Source organism: Ruegeria sp. HKCCA6837, from assembly GCF_013034475.1.
Taxonomy (GTDB): domain Bacteria; phylum Pseudomonadota; class Alphaproteobacteria; order Rhodobacterales; family Rhodobacteraceae; genus Ruegeria.
The window spans coordinates 16,515-33,899 of sequence record NZ_WQGD01000008.1; the positions used below are offsets into that span (position 1 = coordinate 16,515).

The 17,385-nt window shown below is 54.9% G+C and carries 15 protein-coding genes; 5 read left to right on the forward strand and 10 right to left on the reverse strand.

The genetic code is table 11. The features are described from left to right. The first annotated feature begins 2 nt into the window (after nt 1-2). Nucleotides 3-491, forward strand: a complete 489-nt coding sequence (locus GOV91_RS12515; RefSeq protein ID WP_171176515.1) for a universal stress protein — start codon at nt 3-5, stop codon at nt 489-491. 464 nt (nt 492-955) lie between these two features. Here the strand turns inward: GOV91_RS12515 and GOV91_RS12520 are convergent, their stop codons facing one another. Genes GOV91_RS12520 through GOV91_RS12540 form a run of 5 tightly spaced genes read right to left on the reverse strand, consistent with a single transcriptional unit; the run spans nt 956 to nt 6,897 of the window. Then, nucleotides 956-2,452 (reverse strand): class I adenylate-forming enzyme family protein, encoded by a 1,497-nt coding sequence (locus tag GOV91_RS12520; protein WP_171235757.1) that lies wholly within the window; start codon nt 2,450-2,452, stop codon nt 956-958. Further along, a complete protein-coding gene (locus tag GOV91_RS12525; RefSeq protein ID WP_171235758.1) occupies nt 2,449-3,870 on the reverse strand; it encodes an aldehyde dehydrogenase family protein in 1,422 nt (473 codons plus the stop codon). Before GOV91_RS12525 ends, GOV91_RS12520 begins: the two co-directional genes overlap by 4 nt. Before the next feature lie 59 nt (nt 3,871-3,929). Continuing rightward, nucleotides 3,930-4,889 carry a tripartite tricarboxylate transporter substrate binding protein gene (locus GOV91_RS12530; RefSeq protein WP_171235759.1) on the reverse strand — a complete coding sequence of 320 codons (960 nt, stop codon included), beginning with the start codon at nt 4,887-4,889 and terminating at the stop codon, nt 3,930-3,932. Between the two features lie 44 nt (nt 4,890-4,933). Further along, the gene (locus tag GOV91_RS12535) at nt 4,934-5,389 is read right to left on the reverse strand and encodes a tripartite tricarboxylate transporter TctB family protein (RefSeq protein ID WP_171176524.1); all 456 of its coding nucleotides are present in this window, start codon (nt 5,387-5,389) and stop codon (nt 4,934-4,936) included. Next, complete coding sequence (locus GOV91_RS12540) at nt 5,386-6,897, reverse strand: tripartite tricarboxylate transporter permease (RefSeq protein WP_171176526.1); 1,512 nt, start codon at nt 6,895-6,897, stop codon at nt 5,386-5,388. The genes GOV91_RS12535 and GOV91_RS12540 overlap by 4 nt, the downstream gene beginning before the upstream one ends. A gap of 112 nt (nt 6,898-7,009) precedes the next feature. Between GOV91_RS12540 and GOV91_RS12545 the strand changes: the two genes are divergently transcribed. Further along, complete coding sequence (locus tag GOV91_RS12545) at nt 7,010-8,041, forward strand: LacI family DNA-binding transcriptional regulator (protein ID WP_171176528.1); 1,032 nt, start codon at nt 7,010-7,012, stop codon at nt 8,039-8,041. A gap of 351 nt (nt 8,042-8,392) precedes the next feature. Here the strand turns inward: GOV91_RS12545 and GOV91_RS12550 are convergent, their stop codons facing one another. From GOV91_RS12550 to GOV91_RS12560, 3 genes are read right to left on the reverse strand one after another with little or no spacing between them, the layout of a single operon-like run. Then, complete coding sequence (locus tag GOV91_RS12550; RefSeq protein ID WP_171235760.1) at nt 8,393-9,721, reverse strand: HAMP domain-containing sensor histidine kinase; 1,329 nt, start codon at nt 9,719-9,721, stop codon at nt 8,393-8,395. Continuing rightward, nucleotides 9,721-10,380: a response regulator transcription factor gene (locus GOV91_RS12555; RefSeq protein ID WP_171176532.1), complete on the reverse strand. Its 660-nt coding sequence runs from the start codon at nt 10,378-10,380 to the stop codon at nt 9,721-9,723. The genes GOV91_RS12550 and GOV91_RS12555 overlap by 1 nt, the downstream gene beginning before the upstream one ends. A 37-nt stretch (nt 10,381-10,417) precedes the next feature. Then, nucleotides 10,418-10,978 (reverse strand): PepSY domain-containing protein, encoded by a 561-nt coding sequence (locus GOV91_RS12560; RefSeq protein WP_171235761.1) that lies wholly within the window; start codon nt 10,976-10,978, stop codon nt 10,418-10,420. A gap of 192 nt (nt 10,979-11,170) precedes the next feature. On the opposite strand from GOV91_RS12560, the gene GOV91_RS12565 reads away from it, so the two are divergent. Continuing rightward, nucleotides 11,171-12,244, forward strand: a complete 1,074-nt coding sequence (locus tag GOV91_RS12565) for a hypothetical protein (protein ID WP_171235762.1) — start codon at nt 11,171-11,173, stop codon at nt 12,242-12,244. A gap of 222 nt (nt 12,245-12,466) precedes the next feature. Here GOV91_RS12565 and GOV91_RS12570 read toward each other — a convergent pair whose 3' ends face one another. Together GOV91_RS12570 and GOV91_RS12575 are read right to left on the reverse strand one after the other, a co-directional pair. After that, nucleotides 12,467-12,655 (reverse strand): hypothetical protein, encoded by a 189-nt coding sequence (locus GOV91_RS12570; protein WP_171176537.1) that lies wholly within the window; start codon nt 12,653-12,655, stop codon nt 12,467-12,469. Nucleotides 12,656-13,103: 448 nt separating this feature from the next. Then, the gene (locus tag GOV91_RS12575; RefSeq protein WP_371732317.1) at nt 13,104-14,117 is read right to left on the reverse strand and encodes a LacI family DNA-binding transcriptional regulator; all 1,014 of its coding nucleotides are present in this window, start codon (nt 14,115-14,117) and stop codon (nt 13,104-13,106) included. Between GOV91_RS12575 and GOV91_RS12580 the strand changes: the two genes are divergently transcribed. Continuing rightward, on the forward strand, nt 14,041-16,341 hold the full coding sequence (locus GOV91_RS12580; RefSeq protein ID WP_171235764.1) for an aminomethyltransferase family protein: 2,301 nt from the start codon (nt 14,041-14,043) through the stop codon (nt 16,339-16,341). The two genes, GOV91_RS12575 and GOV91_RS12580, sit on opposite strands and share 77 nt — an antisense overlap. Before the next feature lie 35 nt (nt 16,342-16,376). After that, on the forward strand, nt 16,377-17,345 hold the full coding sequence (locus tag GOV91_RS12585; protein ID WP_171235765.1) for a glycine betaine ABC transporter substrate-binding protein: 969 nt from the start codon (nt 16,377-16,379) through the stop codon (nt 17,343-17,345). Nucleotides 17,346-17,385: the final 40 nt, after the last annotated feature.

Consider the following 17,385-nt stretch of genomic DNA (forward strand, 5'->3'; position numbering starts at 1 on the left):
CAATGTTACCCAAAATACAGAACATTCTGGTTGCGACGGACCTTTCGGAAAACGCAGACAACGCGCTTCGGCACGCATTGAGCATTGCAATAGCACATGGGGCCAAAGCCCATGTGCTGCATGTTACCGAACCGTTGTCGCAGGATGCCATCGTCACCATGAGGATGTTCATCCAGGACGATAAGTCCCGCAAGCAGGCCATCAAGGACCGGCATGCAGCGGTTAAATCGCTGCTCACGGACAATCAGCATGATTTCCTGAAGTCTCTGACCCCTGAAGATCAAGAGAACTACTCTGCCGTGACTTCAGTGGAATTGATCGATGGGCATCCTGCGGAATCGATTCTGAAACGCGCCAGAGACCTGAATTGCGACTTGGTCGTGATGGGGTCGCACGAGCATGGCACGTCACATACATTCCTAGGCACTGTTGTGAAAAGGGTGTTGCGCAGATCCACTATTCCAGTCCTTGTGGTGCCGAGCCAACTATAGGGTGTTCTCCCCCGGTGGCACTTCGTTGAACGGGTCGTCCGTATGGTCTGACGTTAGGCCATTTCAGGATGATTCGAGACGAGGTGCCACACTTTTTCAATGCTTCACAATGCGAGAAGTTTGGGGAAGTCCGGTGATCCGTGAGGAACCGGTAGAAACACATTGAAGCAATGCTTCAGGGGCGGAGCGTGACGGCAGAGACTGACCGTGACAAGGCGGTCAGCCCCAATATTATCACTTACTACTTAAGTCCGTGTGACATCACTGCTGTTTGACTCGACCCTTAGACATGTACGGTGTTTTGATAGGTGTCTGATGTGACGAATGGATCTTGTGCTTTCGGCGTCAGGTTTCTCAATTTTGTCGTGCCGCGCAAGCTAGGCTTGCTTTGCTGTGGCGTTCCTTAAAAAAACGGCTGTTGGGCATTCAATCGATCTGAAGGCAAGGGCAGTCACATCCCAAAGTCATGCCTCCTCGTCAACGATTTCGAGGATTCGGTTTCTCTGGATTTTCCCAGATGGCCCCTTTGGAAGGTCAGACAAGATGTGAACTGCGTCGGGTGACTTGAATCGGCCCAATCGGACTTCGCATAGTTGTAACAAACCCAGCGGTGTTAGCTGAGAACCTTCGCGAATTTTCACGGCTGCCTCGACAGTTTCCCCGTAGCTGTCACAGGGTCGGGCAAACGCTGCGGCCTCGACGACATCGGGATGAGAATAGAGCGCTTCGTCTATCTCACGCGGCGCAATATTTTCACCACCTTTGATGATCAGTTCTTTCAGTCGACCAGTGACAAAAACATATCCGTCGTCATCCATCCGTGCGAGATCACCTGTTCTTAACCATCCGTCAGAACTGAACGTGCCTGCGGTTGCGTCGCAGTCGTTGAGGTATTCCAGCATCACATTTGGCCCGCGAATGACCAGTTCGCCCTCTGTCCCACGCGGAACGGGCTGCATGTTCGCATCAAAAATGGCGGCCTCGTTTCCATAGGGGATACCTGGTGAACCAATCTTACGCACACCGGGTGGCAAGGGGTTGGACAAAATTTGAGCAGCGGTTTCAGTCAATCCCATCGTTTCCACAATCGCGATTTCGAAACGGTCTTCAAAGGCCCGCTGTACATCTGGTGCCAAAGCCGAAGATGCGGAACGACCAAAACGCACGCGCTGACGAGTGCACGCATCCGGCTTAGTGTCTGAGTGCAACAAGTGAGAAATGATGGTAGGTACAACTGAAAACCAGGTCGCTTGAGACTTGCTCAGACTGTCCCAGAACCGACTGGCCGAAAACCGTTCGGACATGGCCAACGAACCACCTGAAACAAGCGTTCCCATGACGGTCACACAGAGCCCGTTGATATGGTAGATCGGCAATACGCAAAATCCGCGATCGACCTCGGACAACTCATGAGCAACCGCCGTCGTCCAGCCGCCTGCCAGTAGGCTGGAATGTGTGTGAACTACACCTTTGGGGCGCCCGGTGGTTCCTGACGTGTACATTAACAGCGCATGGCTGTCGGGCGAAACGCTGTGAAGCTCGACTTTGGGATCGGCGGCATCTGTAACCTGCAACCGGGTAATTCTGTTGGGATCGGCTGTTCGTTCGAACAATTCCGTTTGGCTGGAGTGCACAAAGCCATAGCGTGAGCCACTGTGCTCCAGTGCATAAGCGATGGCGCTGTCACCGGCGACAAGGTTAATCATCGTTGCGCGGAATCCTCCGTAGAGAACACCGAACAAGACCTCAAGCGCTTCGCGGCAATTGGGATAGAGGATCGCAATGCTCTCGCCTTTTGCCACACCCATTCCCGTTAGCATAACAGCAATACGTTGGGCCGTTTCGCGCAGTTCACTCCAGCTCAGATCGGGTGCCCCGTCCGGGAAAACGAAACCAGTTCCCCCCTGGCTTGCTCTTAGGTCCAACCAATCACGGACGGTTCCCTTGGGTGGTTCCATCATTGGCCGACCTCCGACCAGTAATCGCAGAAAATTTCCTCTAGTCCGGGCTCAATCGGGGGTGTTTCCCGCACAATTTTGGTGGTCTGGACGAAATGTCTCCAGTGCAGGTTGGTGTCGATGGCATTGCCGCCCCAGCTGCCGCAACCCATTGAGAGTGAAAACGGCAAGCCATTTGAAAAACTGCCGCCAGTTGCGAAGGTATGCGCCTGATTCACAATGACCCGACAGGTGGGCAAGTCACGTCCCAATCCAACGGCGCGTATGTCGTGCTTGGTGTGAATACCGACGGAATGCCCGGCCCCCTGATGTTCCAGAATACGTGTGGCAATAACCTTGGCCTCTTCAAAATCAGCCGCGCGGTACAGCGCCAAAACTCGGCTGAGTTTTTCGCCGGATAATGGATGATCGGGCCCTATGCCATCGGTTTCTACCGCCAAAAACTTGGTCCCTTCGGGCACTTTTCCCGCCATTCCCAAAGCTTCGAGCATCTTGTCCGCATCTTGCGCTATGGCTGAACGGTTGAGATGACCATCGGGCCAAAGCCTGGCGATGATGCCACTTGCTTCGGAATGAGGCACTAAGGCACCGCCTTCAGCGGCCATTGCGGCCACGAACGCGTCATAGATCGCATCCACCACGACCAGAGCATTTTCAGACGAGCAGGACGTCGCGTTGTCGAAACATTTCGAGGCCGTGATTTTGGCTGCAGCTGCTTGCAAGTCTGCACTTTCATCCACAATCACAGTCACATTGCCAGCACCAACTGCGACAGCTGGCGTGCCACAGGACTGCGCGCGATGAACGTTGTTTTGACTACCGGTGCATATCACCCGATCAACAGATTCCATCAGTCGCTGGGTTTTGGCCTTTGAACCCGGAGCAGGAATCATTTGAACCAAGTTACGATCCAAGCCCAGCTTGTCGAATTCAGTGTGGATGTAACCAATCAGCATCTCGCAAGGCGCCACGCCTTTAGGCGATGGCGCCACCACGATGGAGTTGCCGCCTTTAAGTGCGTTTATGATGTTGTTGGCGGGCGTCGCAGCAGGGTTGGTCGACGGCACGACTGCGCCTATTACGCCGATGGGACGAGCGATTTCGGTCATACCGGTCGCCGGATTGTCATTGATGACACCGTAGGTTTTCACCTTGGCTATATCTCGCAGCAGGCCCAATGTCTTGCGGTGGTTTTTTGTGATCTTGTCGGGCACATTGCCCAGACCGGTTGTTTCCACCGCGATCTCAGCAAGCGCCCGATTGCGGGTAGGTTCCATAATTGCCCAACCAGCCGCCAACGCTGCTTTGTCATAAAGAGCCTGACAGCCGCTTTTTTCGTAAACTGCCTGAGCCGTTCGCGCGCGCGCCACGATACGATCCACTTCAGCGATTTCTGGGTAAATCCCGTCCCGAGCGTTCATCTTGGTCCTCAATTTTTTGTTCGGGGCGGACCAGTTCCGCCCCGTAAATGTTGTTCAGATCACAGACCGGCCAGCAATTCGTTCAGAGTTTGCTGGCGTTGCACCCACATCTCTTTCACTTCATCGCGCGTCATGATGTGCATCGGTGATCCACCGGCTTTCATCTTTTTGGTCACACGGTCGTTGGCGAACATTTCTGGGACCGTTGCTGCAAGTTTGTCGATTACGTCTTGCGGTGTCCCCTTGGGCACCATCACACCCCGGAAGTTGACCGATGAATTGTCGACGTCCAGCCCTTGCTCCATCATTGTCGGAACGTCCGGCAGGAAGGAACTGCGCTCAAGATCAGCGACACCAAGGATTTTGACGTTGCCCGCCTCTTGTGCCCTGAACGCATCCGACAGGTTGTTGATGCCTCCCATGACTTCACCTGCAATCACTGCTTTCATGGCTGCGGCCCCGCCGCCTTTGGTTGGGATGTAGGCCATCTTGGTTCCCGCAGCCTTATCAATCTGCAAGGCTGCGATGTGGTGGCCCACGAAAAGGCCTGCACCGGAAACAGTCAACTTGCCAGGGTTTTCCTTGGCATAGGCGACGACATCTTCCATCGAATTGAATTGACTGTCTGCCCCAACCACAAACACTGCCGGGTCGGCACCCCAGTTTGCGATGGGTTCGAAGCTGTCGGTTGAGTACTCAACACCGCCCTTGATCGACTGTGCGATAAAATGTGGTACGTTATAGGCCGCCAACGTATAGCCATCAGCCTCAGCTTGCGTCGCAAACCAGTTCCAGCCCACGCGTCCACCTGCGCCGGGCTTGTTGATGATGGCGATGGGCATCCCCAACGCGTCCTCGTTTCCGGACGTCATTGTGACAATCCGCGCCTGAAAATCTGTAGCGCCACCTGCGCCATAGCTAACCATCATCATGATCGGTCGCTCGGGGAATTCCTCGGCCACCACCGGGCCCGTCAGGCTCATAAGAGCCAAGGCTATCCCTGCAATCATTCGTTTCATTTGCATTTCCTCCTTGTTTTAGTCCACCCGCATCTCTCGTGCGGTCAGAACAGAATTTCCCTTGGTGTGTAGACGTTCAGAAGCATGGCAAAGAGGCCGTACATCACGGTCACAAAGATCGCTGTGATGGCGCCGCGTTTGACCCAGGTTTTGGCTTCGGAATGTGAGGCTGGATCGTAGATCGACAGTAGAGCAAAAAACGTGATTGCGGTCGCTGTGTAAAAGCCCAATGACTTGGCCGCCCAAAAGACGTAGATCAGCGTCACGATCAGCCCCGGCATCATGTTAATAAACATCGTCCGTGTCATGCCGTTTCCGACCTTGGACAGTCCCATGACTGCCTTACCAAAAGTCCAGCCAGCCAGAACCACAAAGACCGATGCGATAAGACGTGGAAACAAGAACGCTTCGGCGGGTTGCTGTGTATAGCTGACCCAGGTCACCCAAAGACCTACTGCAAAGACCACACCAGACCCAATTACATGCTGCGAACGGTTCATGCCTGCGCCTCCTCTTTGGTGGTGTAGCGACGATGGAGCAGTTCCATCCAAACCGAGTAAGCTACTGAAGCCAGCACCACCGCGATCAGCAGCAGGTTCAATCCACCGGTCAGGAAATACGAAGCTTTGCCCACCGTCGCGTCGGCGATCATCCCGCCTTGAATGAAGTTGGCCTCGGCGATGGGTCCCAGGATCAGACCCAGAACAAGAGGAGCGGCAGAAAAGCCAAAACGTTCCAAGAAAAACATGCTAATGCCAAGACAGGCCATGACATAGACATCACCCATTGAGCCCTGAACCGAATAGGCGCCGAAGACCGATAGCGCCAGAACGATGGCCGCCATGACCGACTGCGGTACCTGCGCGACACGTGCGGCCAGACCGGCAACATAGAGACCAAAAATGCACATTAGGACTTGTCCGATCAGCATCGAGTTGATGAAAGTCCACGCTACGTCCGGGTGATTGTCGAACAGGTCCGAGCCTGGAAAAATCCCGTGGATCAGCAACCCACCCAGCAAAACCGCAGCGGTTGGACTGCCCGGGATCGACAAGGTCAGCAGCGGCACCAGAGACGGGCCGACCATCGCGTTATTGGCGGATTCCGCAGCGATCACACCCTCGGAATGCCCTGTGCCAAACTTGTCTTTTTCAGCTGAAAACTTCTTTGTTTGATCATAGGCGACCAACCCAGCGATTTGTCCGCCAACACCGGGTATCAGGCCGATGATCGAACCGGTCAATGTGCCGATGCCAAGTGCACGGGTTCGGCTGGTCAGTTCTCGAATCGCGGCCAGGATCGAATGGCGCTGAACCTCGATGACTTCGGCACCCTTGTTGTGGCGACCCTTCGCAAACATCGTCAATACCTGAGGGATCGCAAACAGGCCAATCAGCGCGGCAATGATATTGATGCCTCCGCCCAAAGCGGGGTGAAAGATAAAGCGCTGTGCTCCCATGATGTCGTCAAATCCAATGGTAGCCAGCCACAACCCGATACAGCCTGACAGCAAACCTTTGACCACCGAGGGGGAATCCAACGTCCCGATCACTGTCACACCCAAAATGGCCAGCCAGAACAGGTGCGAGGGGCCGAAGGCCAAGGCCCATTTTGCTAGAACCGGGGTCAAGAAGATCAACAGCAGAACACCAAAGACGCCGCCCACGGCCGAGGCGAGGAATGACAGCTGCAATGCCCGTGCTCCCTGACCTTGCTTGGCCATGGTGTGCCCGTCCAAAGTTGTCGCAATATTGGCTGGTGCACCAGGGATCTTGAGCAAAATTGCACTGACCGCACCACCTGCTACAGTTGAGGTGTAGGCAGCACCCAGGAGGATCAACCCCTGCGCCGCTTCAAGTTGGAAGGTGAACGGAATCAGCAATGCGACCGCCATTGTGGGTGACAAGCCGGGCGTCGCGCCCAGGATCAGCCCTCCGATCGTGCCGCCCAAAAGCAGCAAAAACGACAGCGGCGTGAACACTTCTCCGAAATAATATATGAACTCCATTCAGGGCCTCCCAACCCGTTGGGCCAAACTTTACCTTTGTTGACAAATCAGGTTAGGCGATGAAAATAGTATTGCAAATGTTTTCATAAATTCGACCAATCGGAAGAAGATAATGGATAATTATCAGAAGGGTAAGGTGGATATAGTGGCGGTTGCAAAGGCTGCAAAAGTGTCACCGTCCACGGTGTCACGCACCTTCAATCACCCGAATTTGGTCAGTCCCGCGACTCGGAAAAAGATCAACCGAGCAGTGCAGAAGCTGGGGTATATTCGAAACCGGGCGGCGCAGACGATGCATGGCAAACGATCCGGTACAATCGGTCTTGTTGTCCCGACGATTAACCACGCCATTTTTGCCGAAGTCATTCAGGCCTTTTCGGAGACCATCGATAGAGCCGGGTTCAGCTTGCTATTGGCGTCCCATAGTTATGACCTCGATCGTGAATACGCGATGGTCCGCAAGTTTTTAGAGCATCGCGTGGACGGAGTAGCGCTGGTAGGATTGGAGCATTCCGACGCTACGACCCGGCTGATCGAGCAGCAGAAAACACCAGCGCTAGCCATATGGAACTACTCGGAGGACTGTCCGCTGCCCTGTGTTGGGGCTGACAATCGATTGGCAGGGCACCTTGCAGCCGAGCACCTATTGGCCTTGGGCCACCGTCACATTGGGTTGATCTTTCCGAAAACCACAGGCAACGATCGGGCTCAAAATCGGCTTTCTGCCGTCCGCGAAGCGCTTAACGAAAAAGGTATTTCCGTTCCCAGCGAACATGAGTCTGAAGCTCCCTACAGTGTTTCTCAGGCTAAGCAGGCCGCCATGTCTCTTTTAACTGAACATGCTCGCCCGACGGCGCTGCTTTGCGGAAATGACGTTATTGCGCAGGGTGGATTGTTTGCAGCCCAAAGTCTTGGCTTGAAGGTTCCCGACGACCTATCCATCATCGGCATAGGAGACTTCAAAGGATCTGCGGATGTTGAACCTGGGCTCACCACCATTCGCATCCCAGCAGAAACCATTGGAAAACTCGCTGGTGAGAGGTTTACCGATTACATTACCTCAGATGATCCTGAGCCTTTTAGAATCTGCTGCGAATTAGAGCGCATCGTCAGAGGAACAACGGGTCCGGTTGCGGTCTTTTAGTCAACGCAAATACGTCATTTTCCTTGCGGAATAATCAGGGGTCGGACGTTATCCGAAACGCATAGGTCAATCGTTTTGGTATGAAAATTGACTGGATTTCAAACGATTCGAGGGTTCGTTTGATATTATTGAACGAAGTCGTGTTGCCTATTCGGCAGTGGTTGGTTTCCGGTAGGTTCTGGTGGTAAAACCAATATTTCCAACTCCCAGAGTGTCATCTGATAATGCGTGTTCCGCTCTCCTTCGTGGCAGCGCCATTAGCAAAACCAGTTTCCAACACTCACAAACCCGGCGCATGCCGCGGAGAATGGTGAATGTTCAGTACTCCGATGGCCTGGGCATACGGCATTTTTAAGCGCCGATCAGAACTCTGCAGGACAAACCACCAAGGCTTTCAGAAGCCCCCAATTCCAGATGTCCATCATAAGCGTTCAGCAAATCGACGGAAATCGCCAGGCCCAAACCGGTTCCGCCCACAGAAGTATCCAGTCGGCTACCGGAGCGAATGGCCTCTGGTCGGGCGTCTTCTGGAATTCCGGGTCCATCGTCCTCGACGCGAATTTCGATGCCATTTTCGGTCCGCTGTGCAGAGATTTGAAAGGTTGTGCGACACCACTTGAGGGCATTGTCGAGAAGATTTCCGATCACTTCTTCAATATCCTGGGGATCCATTCGCACACGAAGTCCAGCCTCGCACTCCGAAGTGAGCGTTTTTCCCTCCCGCTCTGCCATGGATGAAAACAACCTGCACAAGCGTTCGACCGAGTTTGAAAGATCTGTTCGGGAATGCGTCAACTCTCCGGTATTTGCTGCGCGCATGCGTGCAAGCGACCGGCTAAGCTGAGCGTCAATTCTGCTGAGTGCCTCTTCCGCGGGTTCGGTTTGTGCACCGCTTTGAGATAAGTCCGTCAGCTCGTTGCGCAGAATGGCCGTGGGTGTCTTGAGCGCATGCGCAAGATCCGCCGCCTGCCGTCGGGAACTGGAGACAATCTCTCGGTTTCTGTGCAGCAATTGATTCAGGTCTTCTACCAGCGGCGAAACCTCTTCCGGATAATCTTCGGGGGTCAGGTCGTCGCCCTCGTCCCAGCGATGGGCCACATCCGCGCGCAGCTTTCTGAGGGGGCCGACGATGGCCGACATCAGCAAAAGGGAACTGGCCACTCCGATCAAGCCGACCAACCCAAAAACCGGAAGCAAGTTGCTTTGCGCATCTTTGCGTTCGTTGATGAGTACCTGCCTGCTTTCGGCGACGGTTACGCCCCATTCTGTTCCGTCTTCGAATGTGATCTTCTGATAGACGCTGCGAACGCCCTCATTGTCCGGGCCCGTGGTATTCCAAACTGTTGCCTCGTCGCTGGTCTGTGAAGGCTCTGCAATCGTTTCGTCGAAAAGCGAGGCTGAGGTGAAAGCGGCTCCGTCGCCGTCTGTCACTTGCCAATATCTGCCAGAATACGGGGTGCTATAAGCCGGGTCGAATATCAATTCGCGCAAAGATTCGGGGTCATCTGTAGTGGCGCTGAGACCAACGACAAGCTGGGTATGCCGGTCTCGCAACGCACCGTCAAACTGATCCAGAACGCGCGTGTTGATGTATGAGAAAACAACCAGGGTACCAACACCCACGGACAACGCGCCGGATGCAAGGCCACCTAGCAACGCACGTTGACGAAGCGATAGCATCAGGCCGTATCAATCATGTAGCCACGCCCTCGGACAGTTGTGATCAAATCTGGCCTCAGTTTCTTGCGTAGGCGGGTGACGAATACTGCGATTGTGTTGGAATCCCTGTCCCCGTCATATTCGTAGATGTGTTCGGACAATTCGGTGCGCGACACCATACGACCGATGTTATGCGCCAGATAGGTCAGAACCGCGATTTCCTGCGCGGTCAAATCGACAGGTATGCCCCCGATACTGACCCTGCCGTTCCGCGTATCCAGAGACACATCGCCCATTTCGATCACCGGGTTCAACTGGCCACTTTGCCGCCGCAGGATTGCTCGAACCCGTGCGGCCAATTCCGGCATGTGAAAGGGCTTGGTCATGTAATCATCCGCGCCTGCGTCCAAGCCGTCCACGCGTTCGCTCCAGCCATCTCGGGCAGTCAGGATCAATACAGGAGTCGTAACGCCTGCGCTGCGCCATTCGCGGAGTACCGAGATACCGTCACGCTCTGGCAGGCCAATATCCAGTATGATCATGTCGTAGGGTTCAGTCGCTCCCAGATGCAGGGCGTCGGAACCATTATGGGCTACATCCACAACGTGGCTTTCCGCCACTAATAGCTTTTTGATTTGCTCGCAAAGCTGGGGTTCATCTTCAGCAAGAAGGATTCGCATAACCAGAGACTACAGCCAATCTGATATCGAAATCACACTATTTTCTGCCGCCACCGTTGCCGCCACCGTTGCCGCCACCGTTGCCGCCACCGTTGCCGCCACCGTTGCCGCCGCCATTGCCGCCACCGTTGCCGCCACCGTTGCCGCCACCGTTGCCGCCGCCATTACCCCCATTGCCATTACCACCACCGTTACCACGGTTTTCGCTGTTTCCACGGGTGGTAGAAGTGCTCTGGCTGCCTTTGGTTCTGGTAGAACTGGAGCGCGCGGCCTCAGAGATCTGTTGGCCAACACTCGAGCGGTTCGAGACCACCGTGCCGGTCCGGGCATTTACGATTACACTCACGATCTTTCCGCCCGGTTTCTTCACCAGAATGCGGTAGTATATGTCGCCTGATTTGAACGCTCGCGCGTCAACTGGCGTTCCGCCGAATGCACTTTCCACACCCTTGATGACACGCTTCAGTCGGATCGCGTTTCCTGACAACGTCGCCTTACGCAACTCGGCCTGTTTGAGTTCGCGTGCGTCAGCAGCCGCTTTCCCGGCGGATAAAGCGGTTAGTAACGCCGCTACCAACATTATAGCTCTGGTCTGCATCGGACTCTCAAACAGTTTCGAACGAGATTACATGGGTGGACGTGAACCGATGATGAACAAGCAGTTAGCCCTGCGTTCAAGTGCATTCAAGTCAAATGGCAAGAACGATCAGTGATTCGATTGCGGTTCGAGCTAATAGAATGCGGCGGCCAGCCTTGGTAAGCTGTTCGCACATGACTTGAGGAGATTGTCATGAAAACCACCAGTCGCGGATTGCTTAAGGCTTCCACAGTCGCGATTGCCCTATTGGGCTCCACGGCCGTTGTTGCCACAGTCGCAGCTCCTGATTTTGCCTATGCCAAGGAAGGCAAAGGAAATGGCGGCGGTAACGGTGGCGGAAAAGGCAACGGTAATGGTGGTGGCAACGGCGGCGGCAATGGTAACGGCGCGAAAGGAGATAACGGTGATCGCAGCGCGGCCGGAAACAGCAGCCGCGGGAACAAAGCCGACTCAAACCGTGGCAGCAACAGAGCCGGGAAATCTGGGAATGGCAAATCAAAATCGCAATCTGCCCACTCCGGACAAAAAAAGGGTGGCGGGTTTTCCTTGAAGGGCCTGTTCACTGGAAAAGGGACCAAGCGCAAATCGGCGTCTTCGCCAAAACGTGTAACAACAAGCGGCACGCACAACACCAAGACGGCTCATCGGTCCACGAGTGTGGAAGAGTCCGTGCGCCCGGTCACCCGCCCCAAACGTTACCATGTCGAAGAAGAGCTTGAAGCTCATCCCTCTGAACTGGGTGCACTGAATGCGGCCCATGCAAGCCCGACTGCGCTGGAAAATGCCGCTCCGAATTCCCGAGTCGGCAGAATTGCCGCCTATCGGGACACTGTACTTGCCGGAGAGGCCTTGCGTGAGGATTTGGCCGAACAACTGGAGGAACTTGAAGATTTGGATCCGCCAGAGCGAACGTTGTCGGAAATCGAGAATGATTTGGAGGCCGCTTTGGGTGAAGTTCAGGACAATCGCGATAGGGTTCAAGAGCTTGAGCAGGCGTTGGAAGACGCCGGTGGCATGGACCCAGACATAGAAGCAGACCTGGAAGAGGCGCAAGCGGACCTGGATACCTCAGTTGATGCGGCTAAAGATCTGAATGACGAAAAACAGGCTGCTATCGACTACAACGAGGCCGTCGAAGACTTGGGAGAACTGGCGGAGCGTGTTGAAGAACAAGATTTGGCTGAGCGAGAAGCGCTTGAAGCTGCAGCCAACAAGCCTGTCACTGACGAGGTCGAAGAAAAAGTAAAATCGCTTCTGGGACTTTAATATTAGGCTTCACGCGCTATCGACCACTCGCGGACGTATTGAAGCTGGGCCAGCCGTATCACCGACGTGAACGCGGCTGGCCCAAATTAAATTGATCTGCCGTTTCGATCATTGCGGTTTTCAAAAAATAATCCCGCCCCAAAATGGGGCGGGATTTCGATTACAATTCTGATCTTTAGGACGAATATCGAGAATTGTTCGGGGGCGCCAGCTGACTTGCCTTCAGACGGCGCTATGAGCCTCGGATAGCCGCTTGTTTTTTATGATTTCTGTTAGTGCATTTTCAATAGGAGGGAAGCGACCATTGCTCGGTTTCATCTTGGTTTGCAGACGTTCTTCAGCGTATTTGCCAGAAGTCTGCATCGCAGCTGTTGCGCCACAGTCTTCAGTCATAAAGGCAGGCTTATTCATGCTGTTCCCCTTATTTCAACCAAACGAAACACACTTCGTTCGATCCAACATGGTCACTATGCCTAATCTTGGTTGAACACACTGAGAATACATTGTTCATGTTCGGTTAACGTTGTTCGCGAAACAAGAACTATCAAACGTTGAGCCGTGCAGGCTGATACCCTCAACGCACTCACAGAGCGTTTGTGCTGTATTGACCCTGCGTGAAAACTGGCGCTGAAATGCGCCGCGGCTAGAGAAGAAGTGACTTCTCTATAAACCGTAACCCCTGGTTCTCAGACCGTCTCCACACCGGGTTGAGCTATCCAAACAACTGCGTCGCAAGGTGCTGCCTTTAGACTATCGGCGCGCAGGCGTTTAATTCGCGAATTGAACAGAACTTGAACAAAAAGACGCCGCTTTTAGGGCTGCTAGATCTGACCGAATGGCACAGTGGCATTGAAGCTAGTCAGAGCAGGGACCGGGTGGAGTTCCTGACGATGAGGCGGGCATGCAGTTTTTCGGAATGAGGCGCTTGTTGCGTTGTGATCCATTGCGCCAATCCATCTGCAGCACGTTCACCCATCTGGGACACGGGCAGGTGCACGCTGGTCAAAGGTGGTACCGTGACAGCCGAGGTTGGTAGGTCGTCGATGCCAATCATCGAAACCTGCTCTGGAACTGAAATCTTGCTGGCTTGCAGGCCGAGCAATACCCCTAATGCCACAACATCGGAAAGGCATAAGATGGCGTCCGGCAGACGAGGTAAGCTGCAAATGTGATCGGCAACGTTCGCCCCGCCCTGATGGCTGATCTGAGTTTCAAACGTTGTTAGCTTGCCGTCAAACACATAGGTCTTAAGGCCATCAAGGCGCGCTCTTGTTCGGTCGTTGTAGCGAACTGGCCCGTGGACTACAGCGATGTCTTTGTGCCCAAGTTCGGCCAGGTGATGCAATGCAAGTTGCGCTGCGGCCGCGTTGTCGTATCCGATCGTTGGCAGGGCGTTATCTGAATCATAGAAAGACGTGATGATGGTCGGAATCATAGTACGCTCGAGCAAGTCGTGCATAGCTGCGCAATGCGTAGCGCCGGTGACAATTAAGCCTTCCGCTCCGATATCGATCAGACTTTTTGCTTTCTCTGCCTCGGTGTCGGGATTCGAATCTGTTGTTGCCACGACCAACGATAATTGGTGCTCCGACAGCTTTCGTTCAAGTGCCGCAAGAAACCGGGCAAAGATCGCATTGTCCAGCGTGGGGATCAGAGCGCCGACAAATCGGGTTCGGCCGGAATTGATTGCTCGGGCAGCGGCGCTGGGAACGAATTTCAGCGTGGAAATGGCAGCCTGAACTTTCTCTAATGTGTCCTTTTTAACCAAGCCTGGTTCATTCAAGACGCGAGACACTGTGGCAACAGACACGCCCGCAGCCTTTGCCACATCTCTGAGGTTTCCGGGTTTTCCAAAAGCCTCTGATGCTTGCACATATACACTTGCCCCGCGCAAGGCTGTCCGCCTGATTGTGAAGCCAGGAGATTTGCTTTCGATAGAAGGGCTTGGGCCGTCACAGCCTTTGGACGTAGTGGCCCTCGCTGTTGATGGGCAACCGATGTTGGCGGCGCTAAACCTGACACAGAACGGGGCGGTCAACTGGGGTGCATTTGACAGCGCTCAACTTGCAGGCTGGATCGCTGCACGAGGCGGAGACGAGCGGGTTCCTTGCTGCCGGTTGGACAAGACGTCGGATTGCCTGATTCTACGAGCGGATCACGCGATTACGCTTTGGGTGATTCACGCCTCTGACATCGACGAACTGATCCAGGGCAGGGCGACCGGAAGCATTACGGTTCTACATAAAGTTGCGAAAGTCCAAACGCCGCAGTTGCCGCCTTTGTTGGGGGACACACGGGATGAATTCACTGTGCCGAGCGGCAGCGCGATTGCTTATGAGCTTCATGCCGGGGAATTTGTTCAGATCATTGATGTCGAAGGTCAGCAATGCTCTGATTTCATGGCGCTGCGAGCTGATGGGTTGGAACGTGGACACGAGTGGATGATCGACTCGACCGCGACCCGATCGATGGTGCGGCGGTCTTATCCGGGGCCGGGATTGCTGGACAAGTTTTTTGACCGTGAAATGCGTCCGTTGCTTAATGTGCTTCAAGACACGTGTGGGCGGCACGATACCTTCGGGTTGGCTTGCACCGCACGCGGCTATGAAGAGCGAGGCTTCCCCGGCCATCTTAATTGCTCGGACAACATGACAAATGCGCTGGCGCCATATGGGGTGGCGCGCCGGGCGGCTTGGCCTGCGATCAATTTCTTTTGGAACACGTGGATTGATCCGGTCACACATCACATTCTGACCGAAGAATCTCACTCGCGCTCAGGTGACTATGTTGCATTGCGGGCGCTTGAGGACTTGGTCTGTGTTTCGACGGCCTGCCCTGATGATATCGATCCGATCAATGGCTGGAACCCAACGGACGTGCACGTGCGTATATACCGCCCTGAAACACCGATCCGCCGAGCGGTTGCTTATCGCGAAAAGGAAGACGCCCCCATGTCGATCAGTCAGGAATCCGCCTTTCACGAGCGGCTATCCCCGCTGACACAGCATTTCGCCCCGGCGCGTGATCTGTGGGCACCCGTCAGTTACCCCGCTTATGGCAGCTTGGGTGAATACTGGGCCTGTCGTGAGGCCGTGACTGTGCAGGACATGAGCGGTCTGCGCAAATTCGACATTGTCGGCCCAGATGCTGAGGCTTTGATGCAATTGGCCACGACACGCAACGTGGCGAAGCTGCCGGTCTGGCGCGGCTCTTACACGCTGATGTGTGACGAGAGCGGTTCGGTCATCGACGATGGCACCTTGTTCCGCCTCGCGCCTGAAATTTTCCGCTGGTGCTGTGGATCAGAGGAAAGCGGGCGCGTGTTGCAGGAACTGGCAGATTCACGTGGATTGCAAGTACGGGTTCATGCGCTGCGTGGTGCGATGCCGAACCTCGCCATTCAAGGCCCGAAATCCCGCGACCTGCTGCGCAAGATCGCCTTCACACAGCCGCATGTGCCAAGCCTGGATCATCTGAAATGGTTTGGTGTCACCATTGCGCGTCTGAATGACCGTGAGGGCGCGCCTTTCATGCTGTCGCGATCGGGTTATACCGGCGAATTGGGGTACGAGATTTTTTGTACCAAATCCGATGCGGTCGCGATTTGGGATGCGGTGATGGCCGCCGGCGAAGAATTCGGGATCACCCCGATGGGTTCTGCGGCGTTGGATATCATTCGGATCGAGGCGGGGCTGGCTGCTGCCAACGCAGAATTTGCACCGGGTGTAGATGCGTTCGAGGCAGGCTTGGGCTTTGCCGTCGATCTGACCAAAACCGAATTCACCGGCAAGGCCGCACTGGAACGCAATGCCCGCGAACCACGCCGAGTGCTCAAGGGGCTGTTGATCGGCTGTGATGATGTGCCCGCCCACGGTGCACCCATCTATGCGGGCGAGCGACAAGTGGGCGTGGTCACCTCAGCGACACGTTCGCCGATGTTGGAACACGCGATCGCGATGGCACGGCTTTCCGTTGAACACGCGGACAACGGCACTCAATTGGATGTTGGCCAGCTTGACGGGCGGATGAAACGACTGCGCGCCACTGTCTCGGACACACCTTTCTTAGACCCGCAACGAAAGCGGGCGCGCGCCTGACGGTGTAAGTAACTCACAGCAAGGGGAGAATAGACATGAAGAAACTGACATTTACCGCAACCTTGGCGCTGGCGCTGGGTGCAACAACTGCGATGGCGCAGGAAAAGGTCATGGTGGGTGAGCCCAGTTGGCCTGGCGCCAAAATCATGAGCCGGGTGATCGGGCAGGTGATCGAAACTCGTCTGGGAGGAGAGGCTGGCTATGCCCCCGGTGCCAACGCGGTGATCTTTGCGGCCATGGATGGCGGACGTGGCGATATCGACGTTCACCCGGATGTCTGGCTGCCGAACCAATCCTCATTCACGGACGAATACGTGGATCAAAAGGGCACTGTCGCACTGTCTTCGGGCAGCTATGAGGGTCGTGCCGGGATTTGCGTGCCGAATTACATGGTTGAGGATCACAACATCCGCTCAATCTTCGATTTGGCCACACCCGCAGCGCAAGAACTGTTCGACTCGGATGGCGACGGCCTGGGCGAGGTTTGGGTTGGTGCTTCGGGATGGGCCTCGACCAACACCTTTAAAGTGCGGGTTCGGGATTACGGGATTGAGACTTTCCTGACGCCGACCACCGAAGACGAAACTGTGTTCTATTCGCGACTGAAGGATCAGATTGACCAGAAGAAAGGTGCAGCCTTTTATTGTTATGCGCCGCACTACGTCCATGCGCTCTACGATGTGACCATCTTGGAAGAGCCAGAACATGACGCGGCCACCTATAAAATGGTGCAGCCCGATCAAGATGCCGACTGGTATAACAAATCCCATGTCAGCACGGGCGAGCCGGTCAAAACCGTGACCGTGGCGCATTCAAAATCACTGGAAGAGCGCAACCCAGCAGCGGCATCTTTCCTTGCCAATATCGACATGGATGCAGGGCAACTGAGCGCTCTGACCTATGAGGTCGTGGTCAAGGGTCGCGACACAGATGAGGTCGTGGCAGAATGGATCGCGGCAAACGGCGATACTGTCGACAGCTGGTTGGGACTGGCTACCAACTGAAGCCTGTGCGCCCCTGTTTTGCAGGGGCGCCATTCAACAC

What these genes read in the sequence shown, in the direction of transcription:
- GOV91_RS12515 (WP_171176515.1), top strand. Translation starts at nt 3, where the DNA reads ATGTTACCCAAAATACAGAACATTCTGGTTGCGACGGACCTTTCGGAA.
- GOV91_RS12520 (WP_171235757.1), bottom strand. Translation starts at nt 2,452, where the DNA reads ATGATGGAACCACCCAAGGGAACCGTCCGTGATTGGTTGGACCTAAGA.
- GOV91_RS12525 (WP_171235758.1), bottom strand. Translation starts at nt 3,870, where the DNA reads ATGAACGCTCGGGACGGGATTTACCCAGAAATCGCTGAAGTGGATCGT.
- GOV91_RS12530 (WP_171235759.1), bottom strand. Translation starts at nt 4,889, where the DNA reads ATGAAACGAATGATTGCAGGGATAGCCTTGGCTCTTATGAGCCTGACG.
- GOV91_RS12535 (WP_171176524.1), bottom strand. Translation starts at nt 5,389, where the DNA reads ATGAACCGTTCGCAGCATGTAATTGGGTCTGGTGTGGTCTTTGCAGTA.
- GOV91_RS12540 (WP_171176526.1), bottom strand. Translation starts at nt 6,897, where the DNA reads ATGGAGTTCATATATTATTTCGGAGAAGTGTTCACGCCGCTGTCGTTT.
- GOV91_RS12545 (WP_171176528.1), top strand. Translation starts at nt 7,010, where the DNA reads ATGGATAATTATCAGAAGGGTAAGGTGGATATAGTGGCGGTTGCAAAG.
- GOV91_RS12550 (WP_171235760.1), bottom strand. Translation starts at nt 9,721, where the DNA reads ATGCTATCGCTTCGTCAACGTGCGTTGCTAGGTGGCCTTGCATCCGGC.
- GOV91_RS12555 (WP_171176532.1), bottom strand. Translation starts at nt 10,380, where the DNA reads ATGCGAATCCTTCTTGCTGAAGATGAACCCCAGCTTTGCGAGCAAATC.
- GOV91_RS12560 (WP_171235761.1), bottom strand. Translation starts at nt 10,978, where the DNA reads ATGCAGACCAGAGCTATAATGTTGGTAGCGGCGTTACTAACCGCTTTA.
- GOV91_RS12565 (WP_171235762.1), top strand. Translation starts at nt 11,171, where the DNA reads ATGAAAACCACCAGTCGCGGATTGCTTAAGGCTTCCACAGTCGCGATT.
- GOV91_RS12570 (WP_171176537.1), bottom strand. Translation starts at nt 12,655, where the DNA reads ATGAATAAGCCTGCCTTTATGACTGAAGACTGTGGCGCAACAGCTGCG.
- GOV91_RS12585 (WP_171235765.1), top strand. Translation starts at nt 16,377, where the DNA reads ATGAAGAAACTGACATTTACCGCAACCTTGGCGCTGGCGCTGGGTGCA.